Raw genomic sequence first — 21658 nt, forward strand, 5'->3', positions numbered from 1 at the left:
AACGGCCGCAACGGGTCGCAAGTCGCCCTTCAGGCCGCGCGCAGCCTAGCCCCTCACTCAAACACGATCACCGACCGCGCCAACTCGCCGCGCTTGAGTTCGTCGAACGCCGAGTTGACGTCCTCCAGCTTGATCCGGCGCGAGATCAGTTCGTCCAGCTTCAGCTTGCCCGACATGTAGAAGTCCACCAGGCGCGGCATGTCGACCGGGAAGCGGTTGGAGCCCATGTAGCTGCCCTGGATGCGGCGCTCGCCCAGGAAGTCGACGCCGTGCAGCTCGATCTTGGTGCCCACCGGGATCATGCCGATGACATTGGCGGTGCCGCCCCGGCGCAGCATCTTGAACGACGCTTCAGCGGTCTGTTTCAGGCCGATGGCCTCGAAGCTGTGATGGACGCCGCCGCCGGTCAGCTCGACCACGGCCTTGGCGATGTCGTCGACCTGCGAGCCGTCGATGATGTCCGTCGCGCCGAAGGTCTTGGCCAACTCTAGCTTGGAGGCGAGGCGGTCGATGGCGATGATCCGGCCAGCGCCGGCGATCGCCGCGCCATTGATGGTGGCCAGACCCACGCCGCCGCAGCCGATCACGGCCACCGTCTCGCCCGGACGGACGTTGGAGGTGTGCATGACCGCGCCCACGCCCGTCATCACCGAGCAGCCGATCAGGGCGGCGCGGTCGAATGGCATGTCCTTGCGGATGGCGACGCAGGCATGCTCGTGCACCAGCATCATCTCGGCGAAGGACGACAGGTTCAGGAACTGGGCCATCGGGCCGGTTCCGCCGTTCAGGTCTTCCTTGAACAGGCGCGGGGCGTCGCTCTTGCTGCGGCGGGTCTCGGGGCTGATGCAGAGGTTCATGTGCCCGGTCAGGCAGACCTCGCAGTGGCCGCAATAGGGGTTGAGGCATGTGATGACGTGGTCGCCGACCTTGACGGTGCGCACCTCCGAGCCGACCGCCTCGACGACGCCGGCGCTCTCGTGGCCCAGCACGGCGGGCAGGGCGTGAGTGTAGGAGCCTTCGACGAAGTGCAGGTCGGAGTGGCAGACCCCGGCGGCCTTGGTGCGGATCAGCACCTCGCGCGGGCCGGGCTTGCCAATGGCCACGGTCTCGATCTCGAGGGGCTTGCCCACCTCGCGCAGAACAGCGGCCTTCATGCTCGTCTCCCTCTTGTTTGCAGAGAGACTAGCGTTCCGCTTAGGGACAGCGGAAGAGGGGACTCGAACAAATGTTCGGGTGTTGAGCCCTTAAGCGGCCAGGGCTTCGATCTGGCGTTCCGGCAGGATGCGGCTGACGGCCAGCAGGACGGTCATCGCGCCTTCGCCCGAGGTGATGACCGCCGAGACGAGCGGCGAGTCCTCGCCATCGCCCATGGCGGGAGGCGGGTTGATCTGTTCGGCCTCGACCGTGAAGCTGTCGCAGACCGCGTCGACCAGCAGGCCGGCGACATCGCTTTGGTTCTCGACCACAATGATGACCTGACGGGCGCCGTCCTGGGCCGCGCCCTTGCCGAGACGCCAGGACAGGTCGATGACCGGCATGACCTGGCCGCGCAGATTGATGACGCCGCGCACATAGGGCGGAGCCTCGGGAAGGGGCGTTGGCGGCGTGACGCCGCGGATCTCGCGAACAGCGCTGACGGGAACGCAATAGGTCTGGGCGCCGACCTCGAACGACAGGACCTGCAGGGCCTGGCCTTGGGCGTAAGACACGGTGCTGGTCATGGCGGGTCTCCGTGAACGCGAGAGCCGCTAGAGACCCTCGATACCGCCACCCTGTCGTAAAAAGATGAACAAAGCGGTTCTGGCCAGGGTTGATGAAGTCTGTTCAGCCGCCGTTCAGGCTGGAAATCCGATCGTTGCCGTAACGCTTGGAACGACGCATCGGGCGACGGCGGCGCAGACCTGAGGGAGGCCGGGATGGCCAGCAAGATGATCAACACGGTCGGACGGGTCGCCGCCGGCGTCGCCGCCCTGTCGGTGGCTGCGGCCGCCACCACGGCCTCGGCGGATTCGCGCTATCACCGTCATCACCGCGACAAGGGCGGCGACGTCGCCGCCGCCGCGATCACCGCGGGTGTCATCGGCTTGGTCATCGGCGCGGCGATCGCCGACGACGACCATCGCGACGACCGTTATCGCGACCGCCGCTACGCGCCGCCGCCGCCGCCCCCGCCGCGTTATGGCTATGGCTATGGCTACGCTCCTCGTCCGTATTACGGCGACCGCGAGTGCTGGACGACCCGCGAGTACGACCGCTGGAGCGGCTCGTACTACGAGCGGACGGTCTGCCGATAAGCCGCACCGGATCGGATCGCTGTTGTGAGCCAGCGATCCGCTCGGCGTCGACCGCCCCGTCGACGCCGGTCCAGCCCCGAGGTCCCCCGACCTCGGGGCTTTCTTCTGCGGGGTAGGAAAGAGGACTCGACTCCGGCGCCGAATGAGAACAAAAAATGAACATTACCGTGAACCGCCGGAGGGTCCGACATGTCGCCGCTCGCCAATTCCGCCTTCGACAGCCCGTTCAGCCCGGGCCTGAGATTGACCGAAGACCGACTGGATATCGCCGAGGCGGTGCTGGCGGGGGCGTGGCGCACGCTGCGCGCGGCGGGGTTCGGCGAGGCCGAGGTGCAAGCCTTGTTCGACCAGATCGCCGATCGGCCCGAGGATCTGGCGCGCCGCCTGAGAAAGATGGCCAACGCGGCGGGCTGACGCGAACGCGTCCAAAGCGGGTCTTGGCCCGTAGCCCTTTCGATCCGGCCGCCACGCCCCTCTCCCGGTGTCCCCTTCGGGACGCGAAGTGGCCGGAAGCGTCGCCTGTCCGCCTACCGTCCCCTAGCGCGGCGGATGCGCCGCGGAGCCTCTCGTCGACACCCCCAGGTTCGTGCGAGAGGCTCCGATGGCTCAGCTTGTCGTGCGGTCCAGCAGAGCGCGCAGGATCTCGGCGCGTTGGGCAGTGTCCACCGAAATGCGGCCTGCCAGTTCCCGGATGCCGGTCGGATAGGCTTCGCCGCCGTCGGCGACGGCTCGGGCCTGCTGGGCGATACGGCGCAGGTCGCGATCCAGGCGCTCAATCTCTTCACGCGCCAACAGACGCGCCTCGGCTTGCAGCCGCTGAATGCGTTGGCTGGTGGACTCCGGACCGCGCCCAAGGTCATAGATTTCGGCCACGCCCGGCGCGGGCGACACGATCTTCAGCGGCTTGTTGGCCATGGTTCAGGTCTCCTTGAACGGGGCCGGTCGTGTCGGCCCTCGTTCAATCAAAGCCTGGCTTGACCTAGCTGTTCCGCAGCCGAACCGTGAAAGCGTCACCGCGTGGCCGTCACGCCACACGCTCGCTGGTCGGGAAAGTGCTCAGTAGGCCGAGTGGTTGTAAGGAAACTGCGATGCCGAGGGCGGCGAGACCGGCGCAGGCGGCGGTGCGGGGGGCGGAGGCGGCGCATGCTGGGCCTGCGGGGGCGTCGGCGCCGGACGGCGGAACTTCAGGCTGCGACCCTGGAACTCGGCGCCGGTCTCCATGGCCAGTTGTTCGTGGGTGATGTCGCCGTCGACACGGGCTGTCCCATAAAGACGCACGCTCTGGGCGGTGACCGATCCGATCACCATCCCGTGGATTTCCATGGCCTGGGCCGTTACCGAACCTTCGATGCGTGCGTTCGGGCCCACGACCAGCTTGCCCACCTTGACGTCGCCCAGCACCACGCAGTCGAGGTGAACCTCGATGTCACCGATGACATCGCCCCGGATCGTCAGGCCTTTGGCGATCAGCGAAGCGGGCTTGGGCCGGGCGGGGGGCGGCGTGGGCGCGGGCTGGGGCTGAGGCTGAGCAGCCTGCGGTGGCGCAGCGCGCGTCGGCTCCAGCGGAGTCAGGGCCAGCTTCGCGGGCGTCTCTTTCTTCTTGGCGAACATCGGCGGCGACCTTGTCTCGAAATGGGCGTTGGGAAGCCCCCCGCAGCAAGATATGGGCCGTTTTCGCCAATCCTGTCAGCCGGCGTCCCGAACCTGGGTGATCGGGCGGTCATCGCCGGTCGAGACTTCAGCATGCCAGACGGCGTTGCGATCTTCGTACAGGACGCCCTCGGTCTCTCCCGGTTGCTCCTGCTTCTCGGCCGCCGTTCGGGCGGCCGACAACGCCGCCTCGTGCGTCGGGAAGGTTTCGGAGAACGTCGCCCCGACCTTGTAGGCCCAGCCGCCGTCGTGCTCGACGATATCGTAGGTCAGGGTGGTCATGGGCGGGTCTCCGTTGGGATGCGGAGATCGAACGACCAGCCGCTCCCGACGTTCCCCGTTCGAGGTTTTCCTAAGCCACCTTCACCCGCGCCGCGCTTTCCGGCAGGTCCGTGCCGAACGCGCGCTGGAAGAACTCGGCCACCGTGGGGCGCTCAAGCTCGTCGCACTTGTTCAGGAAGGTCAGACGGAAGGCGAGCGCCACGTCGTGGTCGAAGATCTCGGCGTTCTGGGCCCAGGTGATCACGGTGCGCGGGCTCATGACCGTCGAGATGTCGCCGTTCATGAAGGCGTTGCGGGTCATGTCGGCGACGCGGACCATGGCCGCCAGGGTGCGCTTGCCCTCGGCGGTGTCGTATCCGGGGTTCTTGGCCAGAACGATGGCGGCCTCGACGTCGTGCTCGAGGTAGTTCAGCGTCGTGACGATCGACCAGCGGTCCATCTGGCCTTGGTTGATCTGCTGGGTGCCGTGATAGAGGCCCGTGGTGTCGCCCAGACCGATGGTGTTGGTCGTGGCGAACAGGCGGAAGTACGGATTGGCGCGGATGACGCGGTTCTGATCCAGCAGGGTCAGCTTGCCGCCGGCTTCCAGGACGCGCTGGATCACGAACATCACGTCGGGGCGCCCCGCGTCATACTCGTCGAACACCAGGGCGACGGGACGCTGCAGCGTCCAGGGCAGGATGCCTTCGCGGAACTCGGTGATCTGCTTGCCATCCTTCAGGACGATGGCGTCCTTGCCGACCAGATCGATCCGGCTGACGTGGCTGTCGAGGTTCACGCGAACCAGCGGCCAGTTCAGCCGCGCGGCGATCTGCTCGATGTGCGTCGACTTGCCCGTGCCGTGATAGCCCTGGACCATCACGCGACGGTCATAGGCGAAGCCGGCGCAGATGGCCTTGGTCGTCTGCGGGTCGAACTTGTAGGCCGGGTCGATGTCCGGCACGTGGCTGTCGCGGTGGCTGAAGGCCGGGACCTTCATGTCGCTGTCGACGCCGAACGCGTCGCGAAGCGTCACCCACTTGTCGGGGACCAGGGTGATCAGCGGATCGGCGGCGGAGCTGGTTTCGGCGAACTCGGGCATGCTTCCGGCTTACCGCCTTGGACCCGCCCGTTTCAAATGGAAATCCGCTCAAAGCGGGGGTTGGCGTGCACTTTCCTGGCGAGGACGCTGTTCTCGTAAGGGAAGGGGCGGCGAGGGAACGCCGCCCCGCCCAGCTTAGTTATTGGCGAGAATGACCGACGCGATCAGGCCGGTGGCGACGGCGGCCAGGACGTACTGATTGTCGACCTTCTGCCAGCGATAGCCGCGCGGCGGGGCGCGCAGGCCGTGACGGCGCCAGTCGCTGACGTAGTAGCCGTTGCCGCGATAGCGGGCGTCGAGGCGCTGGCCGCGCACCCAGCGGCGGTATTCGCGGCGGTCCTGGCGGTTCTCATAGCGGGCCTGGTCGCGGCGACCCTGTTCGTAGGCCCGGTCGCGGGCGTCGTAGCGGCCATCATGGCGGTAGGCCTGGGCCGAGGCGGCGGTGGCGCCGCCGGCCAGCATCAGGACGGCGAGCGAGGTGGTCAGAATGCGTTTCATGTCGGGTCTCCTTCGATGAGGATGTCAACGTAAGATGGTCGACCTAGTCCCTTGCTGAACGGCTGACCCGTTCTTAAGTTCATGTTTCAAAAGAGAAATGTTGTTTCGAAGCCTCGGTTTTGGGAAGGAGCGCGCCGCTTGTATCACCTTGACGTTCAGAGACTGTTCGCCGCAGCCGGCCGCGAGATCGGCGTGGCGTCCGCCCTGCTGATTGTGGCGCTGGGCGCCTTGGGCTTCGTGGGGATCGCCGACGAGGTGGTCGAGGGCGAAACCCACGCTCTGGATCTGACGGTGTTGCAAGCGCTGCGGGTCGATGGCCGGCCGGACGCTCTGATCGGGCCGGAATGGCTGCATGTGGCGGCGGTCGACATCACCGCCCTCGGCTCGGTGGCCGTGCTGACCCTGCTGATCCTGGCGGGTTTCGCGCTACTAGGGTCGCTGAGGCGCTGGACTGAGGCCTGGCTTCTGGCGCTAGGCGCTTTGAGCGGCGTCACGGTCAGCCAGGGGCTCAAGGCGCTGTTCGGCCGCGAGCGACCCGACGAGGCCTATCGCGTGGTCGAGGCGGTCAACGCCAGCTTCCCCTCGGGCCACGCCATGCTCTCTGCGGTGGTGTTCCTGACCCTGGGTGTGCTGGCGTCCCGCTTCGCCGAGCGGCGCCGGGTCAAGATCCTGGCGATCAGCGCCGCAGTGCTGGTCAGCCTGCTGGTCGGCGCCAGCCGAGTCTATCTGGGCGTCCACTGGACCAGCGACGTGCTGGCCGGGTGGAGCGTAGGGGCGGCCTGGGCGATGATCTGCTGGCTGGTCGCCTATCTGGTCGAGCGTCGGTTCAAGCCGACTTCGGCTTCGGACGCCACCTGAGCTCCAGCGTTGTCCAGATTGCGCCGATGACGTCGCCCACGCCCACCGCCAACCAAGCCTTCGGCAGCCAGTTCAAGAGAACGAAACCGCCGATGATCACCAGCGACAGCACCCGCAGGACGACAGAGGCGCGCATGAAGGTGCGTTGCCCGGTCCAGCCGGCGACGTGGTAGCCCATGGCGTAGGCCAACAGGAGAAGTCCACAGAACCGCACCCAGGGAAGGGCGGAGACGTCGACCGGCGAGTCGAGCAGACGCAGCACCGTCATGGGCTGCACGGCCAGGGCCAGTCCGGCCGTCGACAGCAGACCGCCCCAGAACCAGATGCTCCAAGGCTTGCCGAACGGCACCGGCGTGACCGGGGTCGGCGGCTCGGCTGGCGCGCGCCACTGGGGGTCGTTGACTGTCATGATATGGTTCGCCCCCTGCTTCGGCGGCGACAATGGCGCATTCGCCCCGCGCGCCGCAAGGCGTGAAGCGGGCCTCGTTCCCGGATGCAGGGCTTGGCCGATGCGTCCGCGCGACGCGCGCTGGCTACACCATCCCCGATTTCTGCAACTGCTTGTAAGCCTTGATGACGCGCTGCAACTTGTGCTCAGCGCTGCGGTCGCCGCCGTTGGCGTCGGGGTGGCAGCGCTTGAGCAGTTCCTTGTAGCGGGTCTTGATCGCGGCCCCGTCCGCCGTGGCCTCCAAGTCGAGATCGGCCAGGGCCTGACGTTCCAGCTTGCCCAAGCGGCGCTCGGCCGCCGAACGCTCGGCTTCGGCCCTTCGCTGCTGGGCGCGGAAGATGCCGAAGGGGTCGGCGAAGTGACGCGCGTCGCGGGCGGCCATGGCGGCGGCCTCGCGCGAATTGGCGTCGGCCTTGAAGCTCCAGGTCGGACGGCCGCCCGTCATCCGCTCGGTCTCCTGCTCGGCCCGAATCTGGGCCTCGCTCATGCCGGCGTAGAAGTTCCAGTTCTTGTTGTACTCGGCCGCGTGCCGCTGACAGAACCAATAGTGGTCATTGGGCATGTCGCGCGACTTCGGCGCCTTGGCCGATCCGGCCAGGCGGCAGTCAGGATGGTCGCAGCGCTTCTCGCCGGGCTTAAGGCCCAGGACGTCGTGCGCGGGATCGTCTTCGCCCTCCTTGGGCGGCCGAACCCGGATGTCGTAAAATTTGGGGCGGTACTCGAACGGCCGGCTCATGGCGTCTAGAGTAAGCCCGCGCTATTTGCGTTCAAGGATTGACAAGCACGAGACGTGTTATGGGCGCAGTCGCCGAGACCATCCGCCGCAAGTTGGAAGCGGCTTTTACCCCCTCTGTGCTCGATCTGGTCGATGATAGCGACCGCCATCATGGCCATGCCGGGCACACCGGGGCCGGTGAGAGTCACTTCAATCTGCGGATTGAGTCGCTGGCTTTCGCGGGCAAGTCGCGGGTCATGCGCCAGCGGATGGTGATGCACGCCCTGGCCGAGGAACTGGCGGGCCCTGTGCACGCGCTCTCCATCACGGCGTCGGCTCCCGGAGACGCGTGAGGCCGGGCGGAAAGTAAGTTCGGGCTTACTTTTTGCTTGCGCCGCAACGTGGTCGCTGATTGCTTTCCACCCCGGCGCGGTCTTGCCGGAAGGCAGGAATCCCGATGAGCGCCGACCTCCCTACGCCCTCTGAAACCCTCGAACACGAGATCGCTGCGGCCCTGCCGGCTTTGTTGTCGCGATCGTACGCCCGCTATTCGAAGTTCACGGTGGCCGCAGCGGTGATCGACGAGACCGGCGCGGTCCACTACGGCGTCAATGTCGAGAACGCCGCCTATCCGCAGGGCACCTGCGCCGAGCAGACCGCGATCGGGGCGATGATCACCGCCGCCGGCGCGCGCCGCATCGACAAGGTGATGATCGCCGCCGGATCCGACGCCGTGGTTCAGCCGTGCGGCGGCTGCCGCCAGCGCATCGCCGAGTTTGCGGGGGAGGGTTGCGAGATCGTCTCGGTCCAGGGCGGCAAGCCCACCGAGCGTGTGGCCTTCTGGGAGCTGTTGCCGCGCTCGTTCGGGCCCCGCGACCTGGACTGATCCGCTGCCTCCAGACACGAAAAACGCCGCCGTGGGGTCCCACGGCGGCGTCTTTGTTTTTGGGCGCCTCTCATCGGAACACGCCGGGAGTGGTAAGGCCCCCGGCGTGCTGACGATTAGAAGCGGATGTTCATGCCCAGGTTGAAACGACGACCGAAGAGGTCGAAGTTGTCCGTCAGGCCGGTCTGAATGTTCGGCTCGACGCCGAAGATGTTGTTCACACCGCCACGGATGTAGGCCTTCTCGGTCACGTCATAGCGGAACGAGATGTCCTGCTGCAGGAAGCTGCCCGTGTCGAAGTATTCCTTCGGACGCGAGTCGCCGTTGGCGCCGACCAGGCGGTAGTTGAACAGCTCTTGAGCGGTCTGGTAGTCCGCGCGCCAGGTCAAAGCGAGCGGGCCCTTGGTCCAGGTCGCCGTCGTGCGGAAGCGCACGCGCGGGTTGTTGACCGTGGAGTCGATGTCCGTGGCCAGGCCCGGCACCGTCGGGTTGGTGAAGTTCTGGCGACGGATCAGGTAGTTACCCGTCACGCCGAGATCCAGACGACCCCAGTCCTTGCCACCGAACAGGTCGCCCGGCTCGAAGTTGTAACGCATGGTGAAGTCCATGCCGCGCGACAGCAGGGCCGCGAAGTTGAACGGACCTTCCAGGAAGTTGTCGATCTCGTAGGCGTTCGGACCAGCCGAGGCCGGACGACGCGGAACGGCGGCGCAGGCGGCCGGGTTCAGAGCGTCTTCATCCACGCACAGGTTGGCGAGGGTCTGAGCCGAGAGGGTCGAGATCGCGTTGGTGATCTTGATGTCATAGTAGTCGAAGATCATCGACAGACGCGGCACCCAACGCGGCGTGATGATCGCAGAGATGGTGTGGCTCTTCGACTCTTCCGGCTGCAGGTTCGGGTTGCTGCCGCTCTTGCCGTTGTTCGAGAACCCGGGGTTGGGGTCGACATAGGTGGTCGGGATGCCGAGCAGAGCGCAGTTCTTGATCCGGTTGTTGCGGATGCGCTGGTCGGTCGTCCCGGCGATGACCGGAGACGAGCAGGGGTCGGTGATGTTCGGGAACGTATCCCCAGGCGGCGAGTACAGTTCACTCAACGTCGGCGCGCGCACGGCCTTGCCGTAGGTGAAGCGGAAGGCGATGTCGCGAACCGGACGCCACGAACCATTCACGCCCCAGGTCTTGGTGACGCCGATGGTCGAGTAGTCCGAGTAGCGATAGGTGCCGCCGATTTCCAGGCTTTCGGCCAGGAACTTGTCCTTCAGCAACGGCAGGCGCATTTCACCGAAGGCTTCCTTGACGTTGAAGCCGATCTTGGCCAGGTCGCCGGCCGAGTTGCCGAACAGCACGCGGTCGCCGAAGTCCGTCAGGTCCGCGCTGGTTTCTTCCTTGCGGTATTCACCGCCGACGGCGATGCCGATCGGACCGGCGCCCCAGAAGTCCCACAGGTTGCCCGAGGCGAAGCCGCGGACGTCCTGCTGCTCGTTCATTTCCTTGGTGACGAGCTTGGTGAGGATGTAGTCCTTGGAGTCGGCGAAGCCGCCGGTGCCGAAGACGCGCGAAGGCTTACAGTTGGCGATCGTCGGATCGTTGGCCGAATAGGCGACGCCGTCCAGGTTCTTGATCTGCACGCCACGCTTGGCCAGCAACTGCACGCGGCAGACGACGGCGCCGGCCTTGCCCAGCTCGCCGGCCGTGTCGACCACGGCGTCGATCGAGTAGGCGTAACGTTCGACGTCGATCGTTTCCGGCTCGGTGTTGACGGCCTTCATCTTGCCGTAGGTGTAGCCCAGCTCCCAGGACACGTCCTTCACGAAGGCCAGAGAGTCGAGGTCGCCCTTGAAGCCGCCCACGAAGCGGGTGGTGTTACGATCGGCGATCGCCGGACGATAGCCAAGGTCGTAGCTGAACACCCGCAGTTGGGCGCGACGGTCGTTGACCGTGCCGGTCACGGCGCTGTCGCCAGTCGCCGTCGGCGCGCCGTAGATGGTGCGCTGGTTGTTGAGGATCGCGTTGCGCACCTCGGTCGGCATGTAGGCGTTGTCGAGACCGATCGTGAACGAGGTCAGCGCACCGTAGTCGTTCGGATACTCGGTGGCGCCGAACGCGCGGATGTTCACGTTGGCGAAGTGCGGCTGGAAGATGTCGATGTTGGTTTCTTCGACATACTTCAGTTCGCTGAAGAACTTGACGTTGTCGGTGACGTCGAAGTTCGCGCCGATCTGGAAGCGCTCAGCCTTTTGCTGGGGCAGGCGGTTGGTTTCGACAACCGTCAGGCCGTCGCCGCTGCCGCCATAGGTGGTGGTGCGGTTCACCGCGCCGACCGACTGACCCGCGCCGAAGTCGGCCAGGAAGGGCGTGCCGTCCGCACGGAACTGGTAGGTCCGGCCCGGGTTGGTCGCAAAGCAGTTGGACGAGAAGGTGGCCGAGTTGGCTTGCGTCGAGGCGCAGGCGCCGTACGGAATGTCCGGGTCGGTGGTGATGCTGCCCGGGGTGCCGTTGGCCAGCACCAGCACGCCACCCAGCGGACGGTTCAGCGAGCGCAGGTTATAGCGCTTGTCGACATCGAAGACGCCGTCGTTGACCGCGCCGGTCGGGTCGGGTCGACGTCGAGGGTGAGCAAGCGGGCGTTCTTCTGGATCCAGGAGATTTCCAGGTCCTTGTCGAACAGCACGTCAGAACGCTGCGTTTCGGCATAGCCGTAAACGTTCAGGCGGCCGTCCATGAAGTTCTTGCCGGCGGTGATCGACAGTCGCTTGTTGTACTGCGACGTGTTTTGGCTCAGCTGACCGATCGCGGCGTCCATTTCGACGCCTTCGTAGTCATCGCGCATGATGAAGTTGACGACGCCCGAGACGGCGTCGGCGCCGTACAGCGCCGAACCAGCGCCGGTCGTGACTTCAACGCGGCGAACCAGCGAGCTCGGAATGGTGTCGACGTCGACCGAGGCGCCGCCCGGGGCGCCGGCCACGTGACGACGACCATCGACCAGCACCAGGGTGCGGCCCGAGCCGAGGTTGCGCAGGTTCAGGAACGCCAGACCGCCGATGCCGACGAAGCCGCCGGTGGTGTCTTCATAGACCTGGCTGTTCTGCAGCGCGGGGATGTCGGCCAGATAGTCGACGATGTTGATCTCGCCCGACTGCTGGATTTCTTCCTGGCCGACCTGGATCAGCGGGGTGGGCGAATTGAGCGGGTTGCGACGGATCAGCGATCCGGTGACCACCACTTCCTCGACGGCCGTCGAATCCTGAGCCGCAGGCGCCGGCGCGGTCTGCGCCAGAGCGAGGGTCGGAGCGAAAGCCGCGAGGCTTCCCAGCATCGTCGTCGCCAGGAGAACCTTGGTTTTCAACGCCATATTCTTGTTGTCCTCGAAAGTACGCGCGCCCGCCACGCCGCCGCGCGGGGGAGCTATGAGGGCCATTCCTCAGCGCGCGACGTTAAAGGCTTTCCGCCGGGCTAGCAGCGACCAAGGCGAGATTGCGGCAGGTTGACGGCGCGGCGTTACCAAAAAGTCACGTTTATGGTGTCGATCTGTCAAAATTGGGAAATTCTTGCTCAAAACTGATTGATCCGTTTAGGCCGAGGCGCGTAAATTGGGGCAATTTCTTGCTCGCGGGATGTGCTTTTCCCAGGCGATGCGCGCGTCTGTAGTCTGGGGCGCTAGGGGTGAAGAGGTTTTCTGACATCTAATATACGTTCTGGCGCCTAGCCTGCGGGCGCCTAGAGCTCAAACCGGAGCAATAGCGGCCTTTGTGACGCGTTCCTCTCGGAAAAGTGTCTTTTAGTGGGCGCGATTGCGGTCTGGGATGATTTTTGCGCGCGACTCGCGTTGGTCTCCGCAGGCCGTTCGGATTTTTGGGGCTCCGCCTTAGGCGGGGATAGTTCGGGGAAGATTACATATGAAAGTTGCTCTACTGGCTGGCGCCGCTCTCAGCGCGGTGCTTGGGACCTATGCCTACGCCCAAGAGACTACGCCGCCTCAGACCACTGTGACCGAAGTCGTGGTGACCGGCTCGCGCATCAAGCGTCCCCAGTTCGACGGAACGATCCCCGGGGTGCAGGTCACCAAGGAAGAGATCATCGAGCGCGGCTTCAACAACGCATATGACATCGTGCTGAGTCAGCCGATGGTCTACGCTGGCGCCAGCCCCTACGGTAACAACGGCGGCCAGACCTCTAGCCTGGGCACCGCCTTCGCCGACCTTCTGGGCCTGGGCAGCCAGCGCACCCTGACGCTGGTCAACGGTCGTCGCCAGGTCTCGGGCAACGCCGCGACGCTGTTCGTCACTAGCAACAACGCCGGTTCGCAGGTCGATCTGGGCGCCATTCCCTCGCAGTTGATCGACCGGGTCGACACCCTGACCGTCGGCGGCGCCGCCGCCTACGGCTCGGACGCCATTGCCGGGGTGATCAACTACATCATCAAGGATAAGTACGTCGGCAGCGAAGTGCGCGCATCAGCGCGGGCTTCGGAGAAGGGCGACGCCAATCGCTACAGCTTCAGCGTCATCGTTGGCCGGAACCTGATGGACGAGCGGGCCAACCTGACCCTGGCCTTTGAACAGACCACGACCGATGCGCTCTACGCCGACGCCCGCCCGTGGATCATCGACGCTGGCGTCGGTGTGACCAACGCGTTCAATGGTTCCAAGCGCAATCCGAACTTCTCGCCGACCGCCGCCATCGACGTCACGGGCCTGAACAACGGCGCCTTCCTGCGCAACAGCGACGACGGGATACCGTCGACCGCCTACGCCTATTTCGCACGCAATGCGCTGCAGTATCCGTCGGGTGTGGCCTTCACGCCCTCAAGCGCTACGGCGGCTTGTCCGACGACGATCGCGGGCGTGACAGCGTGTCTGCTGCCGACGGGCTCGGTCAGCTCGACTTCCCAGCTGGTCCCCGGCATTCCCACCGGTAACGGTCTTTACTTTACGAGCGCACCGTCGGGCACCTTTCCGAACTTCGCGCCGACCTCGCTGCCGACCGGCGTCACCGCTGCGGCCGTGTTCGCCAAGTACGGCGTCACGGCCCCGACCGGTCTGACCACAGCCCAGCTTAACACGCTGGCGGTCAACGTGCTGCAAAGCAAGCTGCCGACCCTGCGGGAGTATCTTGCGCAGAACCCGAACACCGACATCAACCTGATCGTCGGCTCGCTGTATTCGAACATCCCGCGGGTGGCGAACACCGATCCGGCGACCCGGGCGCTGTTCCCCTTCATCGCCAAGCCGGTTCGCTTCAACGCCAATGGTCAGGCCGAGAACTGGTCGTTCGCCAACATCGGCCCGAACGCCCAAGGCACCCTGGGCAGCGCCCCGGGCATCGAGGGCAATAACACCAACCGCACCAACCTGATTCAGAACGCGCAGAACCGTAAGAACTTCACGGCCTTCGCGACCTTTGACATTAACGACCGCATCCAGGCTTACAGCCAGAACACCTATTCGACGGTGCGGACGGTGGTGCCGCGCAACGCAGCCTCGGGCAACGCCGTGACCAGCGCCGGCACCGAGACCTCGGGTATCCTGGTCAGCATTAACAACCCCTACCTCAGCGCAGCGTCGCAGCAACTGCTGCGCGACAGCGGCGCGGTGAATACGGCCAACAACTTCATCATGTCGCGCACCAACCAGGACATCCTGGGCGACAACCCGCAGCGCGGCGTCACCAACATCGGTAACTTCGCGCAAGGCCTGAAGGGCGACTTTGATTTCCTGGATCGCAACTGGACCTGGGATCTGTCCTACACCTACGGCCGCGCCGACGGTAAGGTCGAGAGCACGAGCATCCTTGACGTCGAATACCTGCTGGCCATCGACACCGTCCGCGACGGGAGCGGCCAGATCACCTGCCGCGCCAAAACGAACCCCGCCGCCTATCTGGGCAAGGCGCCGTCGTTCATCGCATCTAACCTGGCCGACATCCCGCAATCGAGCGGCACGATCGCCAAGCAGTCGTTCCAGCCGACCGTCACTCAGGCGATGATCGACAGCTGTCAGCCGCTGAACCCGTTCGGCTACGGCCAGATGACGCAGGCGGCTAAGGACTATGTTACCGCGCAGCAGGTCTACTCCTTCGAGAACACCCAGACCTTCCTGCAAGGCTCGATCGCCGGCGATGTGCTTCAACTGCCGGGCGGTCCTCTGGGCGTGGCGCTGGCCGCCGAACGCCGCACGACCAAGAACGACTACTCTGCTAACGACGTCTCGCGCCTTGGCCGCGCCCGGGGGGCGGCGATCTCCGCAACCCAGTATGAAACCGAGGCGCAGGAATATGGCGTCGAACTGAATATCCCGATCCTGGGCGGCGACTTCAGCCTGCCCTTCGCTCAACGGCTTGAAATCAACCCGGCTGTCCGCTGGTCCAAGCAAACGGGCGAGGCGTCGACCTACATCAATCAGGTCGGGAATTCGGTCAGCCCGAAGTATGACGGCGACCTGTCCAAGATCTGGTCACTGGCCGCCACTTTCCAGCCGATCCGTGACATCACGTTCCGCGGCAATGTCACCCGCTCGATCCGCCAGCCGGACGGCGTAGAACTGTTCCTGGGCGGCCAAGGCGCGTTCACGACGATGGCCGACCCCTGTGCTGTGGGGAACATCAACTCGGGTCTGAACCCGGCGACCCGCAAGGCCAACTGTGTCGCTGCGGTGAAGGCGGCGGGCTACGCCTCGACCAACGCCGAAGCCGAGACCTTCCTCAGCACCTTCAACCCGGGCTCGCCCTCGGTTCTGGGCGCCCGTTTCGGCAACATGGCGCTGAAGCCCGAGCGCGGCGAAAGCTGGACGGCCGGCGTGGTTCTGGAACCGCGGTTCATTCCGAACCTGCGCATGTCGTTCGACTATATCGACATCCAGCTGAAGGATCAGCTGACCCGCGTGTCGGCCGAACAACTGCTGACCTACTGCTTTGACTCGACCGCCTACCCCGACAACAGCGCTCAGTTTGGCGTGAACAGCTGCGCCTCGGTGCCGCGTTACACGGCGGGTACTGAACCGAACTCCGCACGTGCGTTCAGCGTGAGCGACGGTTGGCAGTCGACCTATCTGAACCTGGCCCAGACCAATCTGCGCGCCGCCAACATCGTGGTGACCTACCGCAAGGCGCTGGCGGAGCTGTTTGGTTCGTCGGGCGACTGGGGCCGCATCTCGCTGAACAGCAACCTCTACCGGACCTACGAGTCGAGCTTCAGCGGCACCGGTCTGCCGGGCGACACCGAGCAATATCTCGGCAGCATCGGCACGCCCAAGTGGCAGAGCAACACGACGATCGGCTACGCGCGCGACAAGATCTCGACCAGCCTCAACATCAACACCGTTTCGGACACGATCCGGTTCAACGGGGCCGTGCCGGCGACGATCGAGCAGAACGCCTATCTCGATCGCAAGGGCTACGCAGTCTACAATCTCTATGTCGGCTACAAGCTGACCAAAGAGATCGACCTGCGCTTCAACGTCAACAACCTCGCCGGCAAGCGCTGGGAACAAGAGGCCGTTGGCGTCATCTACAGCTCGGTGGGTCGCACCTATCAGTTCAGCATGAACGCCCGCTTCTAGGCGGCGGCGACCAAAGCGACGAGCGACCGCGCTGGGCCGAGCCATCGGTCCAGCGCATCGCTGCTGCGGGCCAGATCAGCAAAAAGGGCGACCCGCCTGCGGGCCGCCCTTTTTTCATGGGATGCTGACGTGGTGTCGCGTTCTGAACGCCACCCGCCCGCCAGGCTTCAGGCGATCTGGGCGACAAGGCCCTCAAGCACCCGGCGCAGGTCGGCCTCGCGGAACGGCTTCTGCAGGACGGTGGAGCCCCGGTGGTCCTCGGTCAGCCCTGCCTCGCCATAGCCGCTGGCGAAGGCGAACGGCACGCCGCGCGCCTTCAGGGCGTCGGCGACCGGGAAGATCGGACGGCCGCCCAGGTTTACGTCCAGCAGAGCCGCGTCTATGTCGGCCGAGCCGGCCAGGCGCAGCGCCTCCTCGATCTCGGCGGCGGGGCCGATGATCGTGCAGCCAAGATCGGTCAGCATGTCCTCGACCAGCATCGAGACCAGCGCCTCGTCTTCGACGACCAAAACCTTCAGGGACGACAGAGTCTTCATGTATCAGGGCTCCAAGGCGCGCAGGGGCAGCGCCATGTGGCAGACGAGGCCGGGGGCATCATAGGTCAGCTCGACGCCGCCGGATAGCTCGGCCGCGAGTCCGCGTTCGAGAAGCCGGGCGCCAAAGCCCCGGCGGGCGGGCGGATGGACTTCGGGGCCGCCGCTCTCGGTCCAGGTCAGGCGCAGGACATCCTGCTCTACGATCCAAACCACCTTCACCCGGCCGAGCGGCGTCGACAGTGCGCCGTACTTCACCGCGTTGGTCGCCAGCTCGTGTATCCCCATCCCCAGGGCCACGGCGGCCTTGGGCGTCAAACGCACATCGCTCAAATAGTCGAAGCTGACCCGGTCTTCGCCGGCCATTGCGTGCAGCTCCACATCGAACACCTCGCGCAGGCTCGCGCCTTCCCAGCTTTCGCGGGTCAGCAGGTCGTGGGTCTGCGAAAGGGCGATCAGGCGGGTTTCGAAGGCTTCGCGAAAGAACTCCGGCGAGGCGGTGGAGCGTAGGGTCTGGGCGGCGATCGACTGCACCGTGGCCAAGCTGTTCTTGACCCGGTGGTTCAGTTCATTGACCAGCAGCTTCTGGCGCTCGTCGGCGCGCTTGCGTTCGGTGATGTCCAGCGAGACCCCGGCCAGACGTCGCACGCCGCCGTCGTCGGCGGTCTGAGCGGCGCGCCCCCGGGCGTGCAGCCAGCGCAGTTCGCCGCTGGGATGGATCACGCGGTATTCGACATCGTAGTCGGCGCTGTCGCCGATAGCGCGGTCGATCGCGGCGAGAATGCGCGGACGGTCATCCGGATGAATCGTTGCGACGAAGTCCGAGAATGTGAAGGCTTCGTCCGGCCGGCGTCCGTAATTGGCTTTGCACAGGTCCGAGGCTTCGTAGGTCTTGCTCGCCACTTCCAGATCCCACGATCCCATGCGGCCGCTGTCGAGGGCGAATTTCAGGCGTTCTTCGGCCTTCCGACGATGATCCAGCTCAGCCAGCGCGTCGGCGTTCAGCTTGATCGACTCGATGGTCGCGGCCACCTGCGCGCCTAGTCCTGTCAGCAGCGTTTCATCCCGAACGGTGAAACGGCCCGGCTCCGGGTGACCGAAGAGCAGGCCGCCCAGAACCTCGCCTTGGCGCGTGGCCACGGGGATGGCCAGATAGCTGCGCACCGGCAGATGGCCTTGCGGCATCCCGGCGCGCGGGGCGTTGTGGCCGTAACGCGGGTCCAGGGTGATGTCATCCGAGCGCACCACGCCCGTGTTCTCGAACGTCGGCGCGAACAGGGGGGTCTTTCGCACCGGGGGGAAGTCGGCGAACGCCGCCGGCGGCGCCCCCGAAAGCCGGAAGAGCGCGTAGCTTTTCCCGTCCGGCTCGGTCTGATTGTAGAAGAACGCGCCATAGGCGGCGCCGCTGATCTCGCGCGCGCCGTCCAAGGCCGTCTGCACGCAGGCGTCGACATCGTTACTTGAGGCGATCGCTTCGGTGACGCGCGCCAGGGTGTCGGACTTGTGAACCTCTGCGGCCAGCTGACGCTCAAGCTGGAGGAGACGCGCGCCGACGTCATCGCCCCGCGCTTCGCGATCCTCGCTTTTAGCCCCTACGGCCACCACGCGCCCCCACTACGCAGAACCCGATGAGTTCTTAAGGAGGCCAAACGCGCTTGTCCGGCCCCGGTTCCCCGCAGCATCAAGGTAGCACGCTAAGCGTCGCTGTCGTCTTGCAGCGGGGCGCTTATGCGCAGCGCGGTGATCTGGTTGCGCTGACGGCGCAACACCTGAAACCGGTGGCGATGGAAGATGAAGGTCTGCCCCGGTTCAGGGATCATCTGGGCCTCGTGGATGACGAGGCCGGCGATCGTCACCGCCTCGCCCTCGGGCAGGCGCCAGTCCATGGCGCGGTTCAGATCGCGGACTGTGACATGACCGTCGACATTGACCGAGCCGTCGACCTGGCGGCGCACGCCGTCCAGGGTGGTGTCGTGCTCGTCCTCGATCTCGCCGACGATCTCCTCGAGGATGTCCTCCAGCGTCACCAGGCCCTGCAGCGCGCCATATTCGTCGACCACCAGGGCGAAGTGGCTCTTGCGTTTCAGGAAGGCGTTCAGCTGGTCTTTCAGGTTGGTGGTGTCGGGGATGAACCACGGCTCGCGCAGGATGGCGGCGATGTCCAGGCCCTCAAGCCCTGTCGGGCATTCGGCCAGGGCCTTGAGCAGGTCGCGGGCGTGCAGCACGCCGACGATGTTGTCGGGCTCGTCGCGATACAGCGGCACACGGGTGTGCTGGGCCTCCAGAACATGGGTCACCAAGTCACGGGCCGGCAGGCCCGCGTCCAGCAGCACCATCGACTTGCGGTGGACCATGATCTCGGAAACGTCCATGTCCGACAGGTCCAGCACCCCGCCCAGCATGCGCCGGTCGTCGGTCTCCACCAGGCCCTCGGAGTGGTGGTAGTCGACCGCGCCGCGGATCTCTTCGTGCGCGGCCAGCACGTCGACGGCCATGTCCAGCTTGACGCCGAACACCCGCAGCGTGCGGCGCACGATCCACTGGACGGCGTAGACGACCGGGCCAAACAGTCGGACCAGGAACAGGGTCGGCGCCGACAGCGCTCGGGCCACGTCGTCGGAACGGACGATGGCCACGGTCTTGGGCAGCACCTCGGCGAAGATCAGGATCAAGGTGGTCATGGCCGCTGTCGCCACCGCCACGCCCCACGGGCCGGGTATCAGGGTGGTCAGCACCTGGGTCGCCAGGGCCGAGGCCAGGATGTTGATCAGGTTGTTGCCCAGCAGCACCGCCCCGATCATCGTCTCCTGATCGGATAGGAGCTTGTTGACCCGCTTGGCGGGCCGGTCGCCCTCGCGCTCCAGCTGGTGCATCCGCGCGCGGCTCGCGCCGGTCATGGACGTCTCGGCGGCCGAGAAGATGGCCGACAGGGTCAGCAGGGCGATGACGATCGGCGCGAGGCCGAGGAGGGCGGTGAGCATGCGCGTGTTCTAGCCCGCTAAGCCGCGCTTAGGGAGGCCTGTGATCACGGAGAGGCTTCGGCCTGGGCTTTACCCAGCGGCGTATCGGGATGCGGCGGATGGAGGACCGACAGCACCGCGATCGCCACATAGAGCGCGATGTGCAGGCCGATTAGGGCGCCGAACAACCAGCGTCGTTTGGTCAAGGCCGCGCCGCCGACCAGAAGAACATAGATCGCCAGGTTGAGGGCGTAGTTGATCGCCAGAACCAGACCGTTCTCCCGCGTCATATTGACTGCAAGCTGGCCGCAGACGCCAAGTAGGTTTGCGAGGATCAGCAGCCCCAGGATCGCGCGCTTGTTGGCCCAGAAATGCTCGTCCAGCGGCGCCTTTGGGTCGCTGTCGTCGGGAAACACCAGCGCGGCGGCGATGAAATAGGTCACCGCCACGACCATGCCGCCGATCAGCAGCCCATAGCTGAACGGCAACGTGCGGTAGTTGACCCACGCGCTCTCCCAGAACGTCGCGACGTCCAGCGCGACGAAGATCGCCAGCAGCGGCGTAAGCCAGCCGACGGGCTGGGTCTTGCGATGCTTGAACGCCCGCGCCGCCCCGGTGGCGAGCACGCCGACGGACAGGCCTAGCAGCAAGCCGTAAAAGCTGAAGAAGAACTCGAACGCGCTCATGCCCTGCCCCTGGCGCGCCGACTCCGACGCAAGCCCCGGCTCAACTTGGACGGGCGGCCCTCTTTAGCCAATCCCGTTTGCGCATTTTCAGGCCGCGCCTTCCGCGATCAGGAACGCCCGCAGCGCCTCGCGGTCCACGTCCTTGGCCACGAACGCATCGCCGATGCCGCGCGCCAGCACGAAGGTCAGCTTGCCGCCCTCGGCCTTCTTGTCCTGACTGCAGTGGGCGATCAGGGCGTCAGCGCTGAAAGGCTCCGGACGGACGTCGGCGAGCGTCGTCGGCAGGCCGGCGGCCTTGATGGCGGCTTCGGCGCGGACCGCTTCCTGGGAGGGGCATAGACCTTGCGCGGCCGAGAAGCGGAACGCCTGGGCCATGCCGACCCCGACAGCCTCGCCGTGCTTCAGTGCGTCCCCAAAGCCCATCTCGGCCTCGATCGCGTGACCGAAGGTGTGCCCCAGATTCAGGAGCGCGCGGCGGCCGGCTTCCTTCTCGTCTTCGGCGACGATCTCGGCCTTCATCTCGACGCTGCGGCCGACGGCGCGGACTAGGGCGTCGACATTCCGCTCCAGCACCGCCTGGACGTTGGCCTCCAGCCACTCGAAGAACGAAAAATCCCCGAGCAGGCCGTACTTGATGATCTCTGCGTAGCCGCAGGCCATTTCCCGAGCGGGCAGGGTGGCCAGCACGTCGAGATCGGCCAAAACCAGGCGCGGCTGGTGGAAGGCCCCGATCAGGTTCTTGCCGCGCGGGGTGTCGATGGCGGTCTTGCCGCCCACAGAGCTGTCGACCTGGGCCAGGAGGGTGGTCGGGACCTGCACGAAGTCGATGCCGCGCTTGTAGATCGCCGCCGCGAAGCCCGCGAGGTCGCCCACGACGCCGCCGCCCAGGGCCACGATCTGGTCGCCGCGCTCCAGGTTCAAGGCCAGCAGGCGGTCGGAAAGGTCGGCCAGGCCTTCGAAGCTCTTGCTCTCCTCGCCGGGCGCAATGGTGATGACATCGACGGTGATCCCGGCGCCTTGCAGCGCGGCGGAGAGGCGCTCGCCGTGATGGGCGCCGACATGGGCGTCGGTGACGACGGCGACGCGCTTGCGCTTGCCCAGGACGGCCGCGACACGGTCGCCGGCCTGATCCAGCAGGCCAGGCCCGATGACCACGTCATAGGCGCGCTCGCCCAGTCCGACGGAAACGGTGCGGATCATGCGAACTC

Annotated in this window: 22 protein-coding genes; 6 read left to right on the top strand and 16 right to left on the bottom strand. The window is 65.8% G+C overall.

All coding sequences use genetic code 11. From position 1 onward, the window contains the following. Positions 1 to 53: 53 nt before the first annotated feature. Both CSW63_RS06300 and CSW63_RS06310 read right to left on the bottom strand, forming a co-directional pair. Positions 54 to 1154 (bottom strand): Zn-dependent alcohol dehydrogenase, encoded by a 1101-nt coding sequence (locus CSW63_RS06300; RefSeq protein WP_062094133.1) that lies wholly within the window; start codon positions 1152 to 1154, stop codon positions 54 to 56. 90 nt (positions 1155 to 1244) lie between these two features. Further along, complete coding sequence (locus CSW63_RS06310) at positions 1245 to 1721, bottom strand: chemotaxis protein CheW (RefSeq protein WP_062094132.1); 477 nt, start codon at positions 1719 to 1721, stop codon at positions 1245 to 1247. Between the two features lie 195 nt (positions 1722 to 1916). Here CSW63_RS06310 and CSW63_RS06315 point away from each other — a divergent pair, with 195 nt between their 5' ends. After that, a complete protein-coding gene (locus tag CSW63_RS06315) occupies positions 1917 to 2294 on the top strand; it encodes a hypothetical protein (protein ID WP_062094131.1) in 378 nt (125 codons plus the stop codon). 189 nt (positions 2295 to 2483) lie between these two features. Further along, complete coding sequence (locus CSW63_RS06320; RefSeq protein WP_062094130.1) at positions 2484 to 2708, top strand: hypothetical protein; 225 nt, start codon at positions 2484 to 2486, stop codon at positions 2706 to 2708. Positions 2709 to 2900: 192 nt separating this feature from the next. Here CSW63_RS06320 and CSW63_RS06325 read toward each other — a convergent pair whose 3' ends face one another. The 5 genes from CSW63_RS06325 to CSW63_RS06345 form a co-directional block, all read right to left on the bottom strand. Continuing rightward, entirely contained in the window at positions 2901 to 3209 is a 309-nt protein-coding gene (locus tag CSW63_RS06325; protein WP_062094129.1) for a hypothetical protein, read from the bottom strand. 141 nt (positions 3210 to 3350) lie between these two features. Then, positions 3351 to 3905: a polymer-forming cytoskeletal protein gene (locus CSW63_RS06330; protein ID WP_062094128.1), complete on the bottom strand. Its 555-nt coding sequence runs from the start codon at positions 3903 to 3905 to the stop codon at positions 3351 to 3353. Between the two features lie 75 nt (positions 3906 to 3980). Then, on the bottom strand, positions 3981 to 4226 hold the full coding sequence (locus tag CSW63_RS06335; protein ID WP_062094127.1) for a DUF2188 domain-containing protein: 246 nt from the start codon (positions 4224 to 4226) through the stop codon (positions 3981 to 3983). A gap of 70 nt (positions 4227 to 4296) precedes the next feature. Then, positions 4297 to 5307 (bottom strand): cobaltochelatase subunit CobS, encoded by a 1011-nt coding sequence (gene cobS, locus CSW63_RS06340; RefSeq protein WP_062094126.1) that lies wholly within the window; start codon positions 5305 to 5307, stop codon positions 4297 to 4299. Between the two features lie 135 nt (positions 5308 to 5442). Continuing rightward, positions 5443 to 5805 (bottom strand): RcnB family protein, encoded by a 363-nt coding sequence (locus tag CSW63_RS06345; RefSeq protein WP_062094125.1) that lies wholly within the window; start codon positions 5803 to 5805, stop codon positions 5443 to 5445. A 138-nt stretch (positions 5806 to 5943) separates the two neighbouring features. Here CSW63_RS06345 and CSW63_RS06350 point away from each other — a divergent pair, with 138 nt between their 5' ends. Further along, positions 5944 to 6663 carry a phosphatase PAP2 family protein gene (locus CSW63_RS06350; RefSeq protein WP_168193611.1) on the top strand — a complete coding sequence of 240 codons (720 nt, stop codon included), beginning with the start codon at positions 5944 to 5946 and terminating at the stop codon, positions 6661 to 6663. Here CSW63_RS06350 and CSW63_RS06355 read toward each other — a convergent pair. Both CSW63_RS06355 and CSW63_RS06360 read right to left on the bottom strand, forming a co-directional pair. Then, the gene (locus CSW63_RS06355; protein ID WP_062094135.1) at positions 6632 to 7072 is read right to left on the bottom strand and encodes a hypothetical protein; all 441 of its coding nucleotides are present in this window, start codon (positions 7070 to 7072) and stop codon (positions 6632 to 6634) included. The genes CSW63_RS06350 and CSW63_RS06355 overlap by 32 nt on opposite strands. 124 nt (positions 7073 to 7196) lie before the next feature. Continuing rightward, entirely contained in the window at positions 7197 to 7847 is a 651-nt protein-coding gene (locus tag CSW63_RS06360) for a J domain-containing protein (protein WP_062094123.1), read from the bottom strand. A 59-nt stretch (positions 7848 to 7906) separates the two neighbouring features. Here CSW63_RS06360 and CSW63_RS06365 point away from each other — a divergent pair, with 59 nt between their 5' ends. Both CSW63_RS06365 and cdd read left to right on the top strand, forming a co-directional pair. Continuing rightward, positions 7907 to 8179, top strand: a complete 273-nt coding sequence (locus CSW63_RS06365) for a BolA family transcriptional regulator (RefSeq protein ID WP_062094122.1) — start codon at positions 7907 to 7909, stop codon at positions 8177 to 8179. Positions 8180 to 8283: 104 nt separating this feature from the next. Next, positions 8284 to 8712 carry a cytidine deaminase gene (gene cdd / locus CSW63_RS06370; RefSeq protein ID WP_062094121.1) on the top strand — a complete coding sequence of 143 codons (429 nt, stop codon included), beginning with the start codon at positions 8284 to 8286 and terminating at the stop codon, positions 8710 to 8712. A 116-nt stretch (positions 8713 to 8828) separates the two neighbouring features. On the opposite strand, the gene CSW63_RS06375 is transcribed toward cdd, so the two are convergent. Both CSW63_RS06375 and CSW63_RS06380 read right to left on the bottom strand, forming a co-directional pair. Continuing rightward, positions 8829 to 11225, bottom strand: a complete 2397-nt coding sequence (locus CSW63_RS06375; protein WP_099503900.1) for a TonB-dependent receptor domain-containing protein — start codon at positions 11223 to 11225, stop codon at positions 8829 to 8831. A gap of 17 nt (positions 11226 to 11242) precedes the next feature. After that, positions 11243 to 12067, bottom strand: coding sequence for a TonB-dependent siderophore receptor (locus CSW63_RS06380; RefSeq protein ID WP_168193612.1), 825 nt, complete (start codon positions 12065 to 12067; stop codon positions 11243 to 11245). Positions 12068 to 12611: 544 nt separating this feature from the next. Here CSW63_RS06380 and CSW63_RS06385 point away from each other — a divergent pair. Beyond that, positions 12612 to 16271 (top strand): TonB-dependent receptor domain-containing protein, encoded by a 3660-nt coding sequence (locus CSW63_RS06385; protein ID WP_062094118.1) that lies wholly within the window; start codon positions 12612 to 12614, stop codon positions 16269 to 16271. Between the two features lie 167 nt (positions 16272 to 16438). On the opposite strand, the gene CSW63_RS06390 is transcribed toward CSW63_RS06385, so the two are convergent. The 5 genes from CSW63_RS06390 to aroB form a co-directional block, all read right to left on the bottom strand. Then, positions 16439 to 16807 (bottom strand): response regulator, encoded by a 369-nt coding sequence (locus CSW63_RS06390; protein ID WP_062094117.1) that lies wholly within the window; start codon positions 16805 to 16807, stop codon positions 16439 to 16441. Positions 16808 to 16810: 3 nt separating this feature from the next. Then, complete coding sequence (locus CSW63_RS06395) at positions 16811 to 18406, bottom strand: HWE histidine kinase domain-containing protein (RefSeq protein ID WP_231737323.1); 1596 nt, start codon at positions 18404 to 18406, stop codon at positions 16811 to 16813. 92 nt (positions 18407 to 18498) lie between these two features. After that, positions 18499 to 19785, bottom strand: a complete 1287-nt coding sequence (locus CSW63_RS06400; RefSeq protein ID WP_062094115.1) for an HlyC/CorC family transporter — start codon at positions 19783 to 19785, stop codon at positions 18499 to 18501. 44 nt (positions 19786 to 19829) lie between these two features. Then, positions 19830 to 20450 (bottom strand): hypothetical protein, encoded by a 621-nt coding sequence (locus CSW63_RS06405; RefSeq protein ID WP_062094114.1) that lies wholly within the window; start codon positions 20448 to 20450, stop codon positions 19830 to 19832. An 87-nt stretch (positions 20451 to 20537) separates the two neighbouring features. Continuing rightward, positions 20538 to 21650, bottom strand: a complete 1113-nt coding sequence (aroB, locus tag CSW63_RS06410; RefSeq protein WP_062094113.1) for a 3-dehydroquinate synthase — start codon at positions 21648 to 21650, stop codon at positions 20538 to 20540. Between the last annotated feature and the right edge of the window lie 8 nt (positions 21651 to 21658).

Origin of the sequence: Caulobacter sp. FWC26, assembly GCF_002742645.2 — a bacterium.
In the GTDB taxonomy this organism is placed as follows: domain Bacteria; phylum Pseudomonadota; class Alphaproteobacteria; order Caulobacterales; family Caulobacteraceae; genus Caulobacter.

Excerpts from the sequence above, each read along its gene's own strand:
- CSW63_RS06345 (WP_062094125.1), bottom strand. The coding sequence starts at position 5,805 with ATGAAACGCATTCTGACCACCTCGCTCGCCGTCCTGATGCTGGCCGGC.
- cdd (WP_062094121.1), top strand. The coding sequence starts at position 8,284 with ATGAGCGCCGACCTCCCTACGCCCTCTGAAACCCTCGAACACGAGATC.
- CSW63_RS06365 (WP_062094122.1), top strand. The coding sequence starts at position 7,907 with ATGGGCGCAGTCGCCGAGACCATCCGCCGCAAGTTGGAAGCGGCTTTT.
- CSW63_RS06385 (WP_062094118.1), top strand. The coding sequence starts at position 12,612 with ATGAAAGTTGCTCTACTGGCTGGCGCCGCTCTCAGCGCGGTGCTTGGG.
- CSW63_RS06300 (WP_062094133.1), bottom strand. The coding sequence starts at position 1,154 with ATGAAGGCCGCTGTTCTGCGCGAGGTGGGCAAGCCCCTCGAGATCGAG.
- CSW63_RS06315 (WP_062094131.1), top strand. The coding sequence starts at position 1,917 with ATGGCCAGCAAGATGATCAACACGGTCGGACGGGTCGCCGCCGGCGTC.
- CSW63_RS06320 (WP_062094130.1), top strand. The coding sequence starts at position 2,484 with ATGTCGCCGCTCGCCAATTCCGCCTTCGACAGCCCGTTCAGCCCGGGC.
- CSW63_RS06380 (WP_168193612.1), bottom strand. The coding sequence starts at position 12,067 with ATGGCGTTGAAAACCAAGGTTCTCCTGGCGACGACGATGCTGGGAAGC.
- CSW63_RS06325 (WP_062094129.1), bottom strand. The coding sequence starts at position 3,209 with ATGGCCAACAAGCCGCTGAAGATCGTGTCGCCCGCGCCGGGCGTGGCC.
- CSW63_RS06390 (WP_062094117.1), bottom strand. The coding sequence starts at position 16,807 with ATGAAGACTCTGTCGTCCCTGAAGGTTTTGGTCGTCGAAGACGAGGCG.
- CSW63_RS06355 (WP_062094135.1), bottom strand. The coding sequence starts at position 7,072 with ATGACAGTCAACGACCCCCAGTGGCGCGCGCCAGCCGAGCCGCCGACC.
- CSW63_RS06360 (WP_062094123.1), bottom strand. The coding sequence starts at position 7,847 with ATGAGCCGGCCGTTCGAGTACCGCCCCAAATTTTACGACATCCGGGTT.
- cobS (WP_062094126.1), bottom strand. The coding sequence starts at position 5,307 with ATGCCCGAGTTCGCCGAAACCAGCTCCGCCGCCGATCCGCTGATCACC.
- CSW63_RS06330 (WP_062094128.1), bottom strand. The coding sequence starts at position 3,905 with ATGTTCGCCAAGAAGAAAGAGACGCCCGCGAAGCTGGCCCTGACTCCG.
- aroB (WP_062094113.1), bottom strand. The coding sequence starts at position 21,650 with ATGATCCGCACCGTTTCCGTCGGACTGGGCGAGCGCGCCTATGACGTG.
- CSW63_RS06400 (WP_062094115.1), bottom strand. The coding sequence starts at position 19,785 with ATGCTCACCGCCCTCCTCGGCCTCGCGCCGATCGTCATCGCCCTGCTG.
- CSW63_RS06335 (WP_062094127.1), bottom strand. The coding sequence starts at position 4,226 with ATGACCACCCTGACCTACGATATCGTCGAGCACGACGGCGGCTGGGCC.
- CSW63_RS06310 (WP_062094132.1), bottom strand. The coding sequence starts at position 1,721 with ATGACCAGCACCGTGTCTTACGCCCAAGGCCAGGCCCTGCAGGTCCTG.
- CSW63_RS06405 (WP_062094114.1), bottom strand. The coding sequence starts at position 20,450 with ATGAGCGCGTTCGAGTTCTTCTTCAGCTTTTACGGCTTGCTGCTAGGC.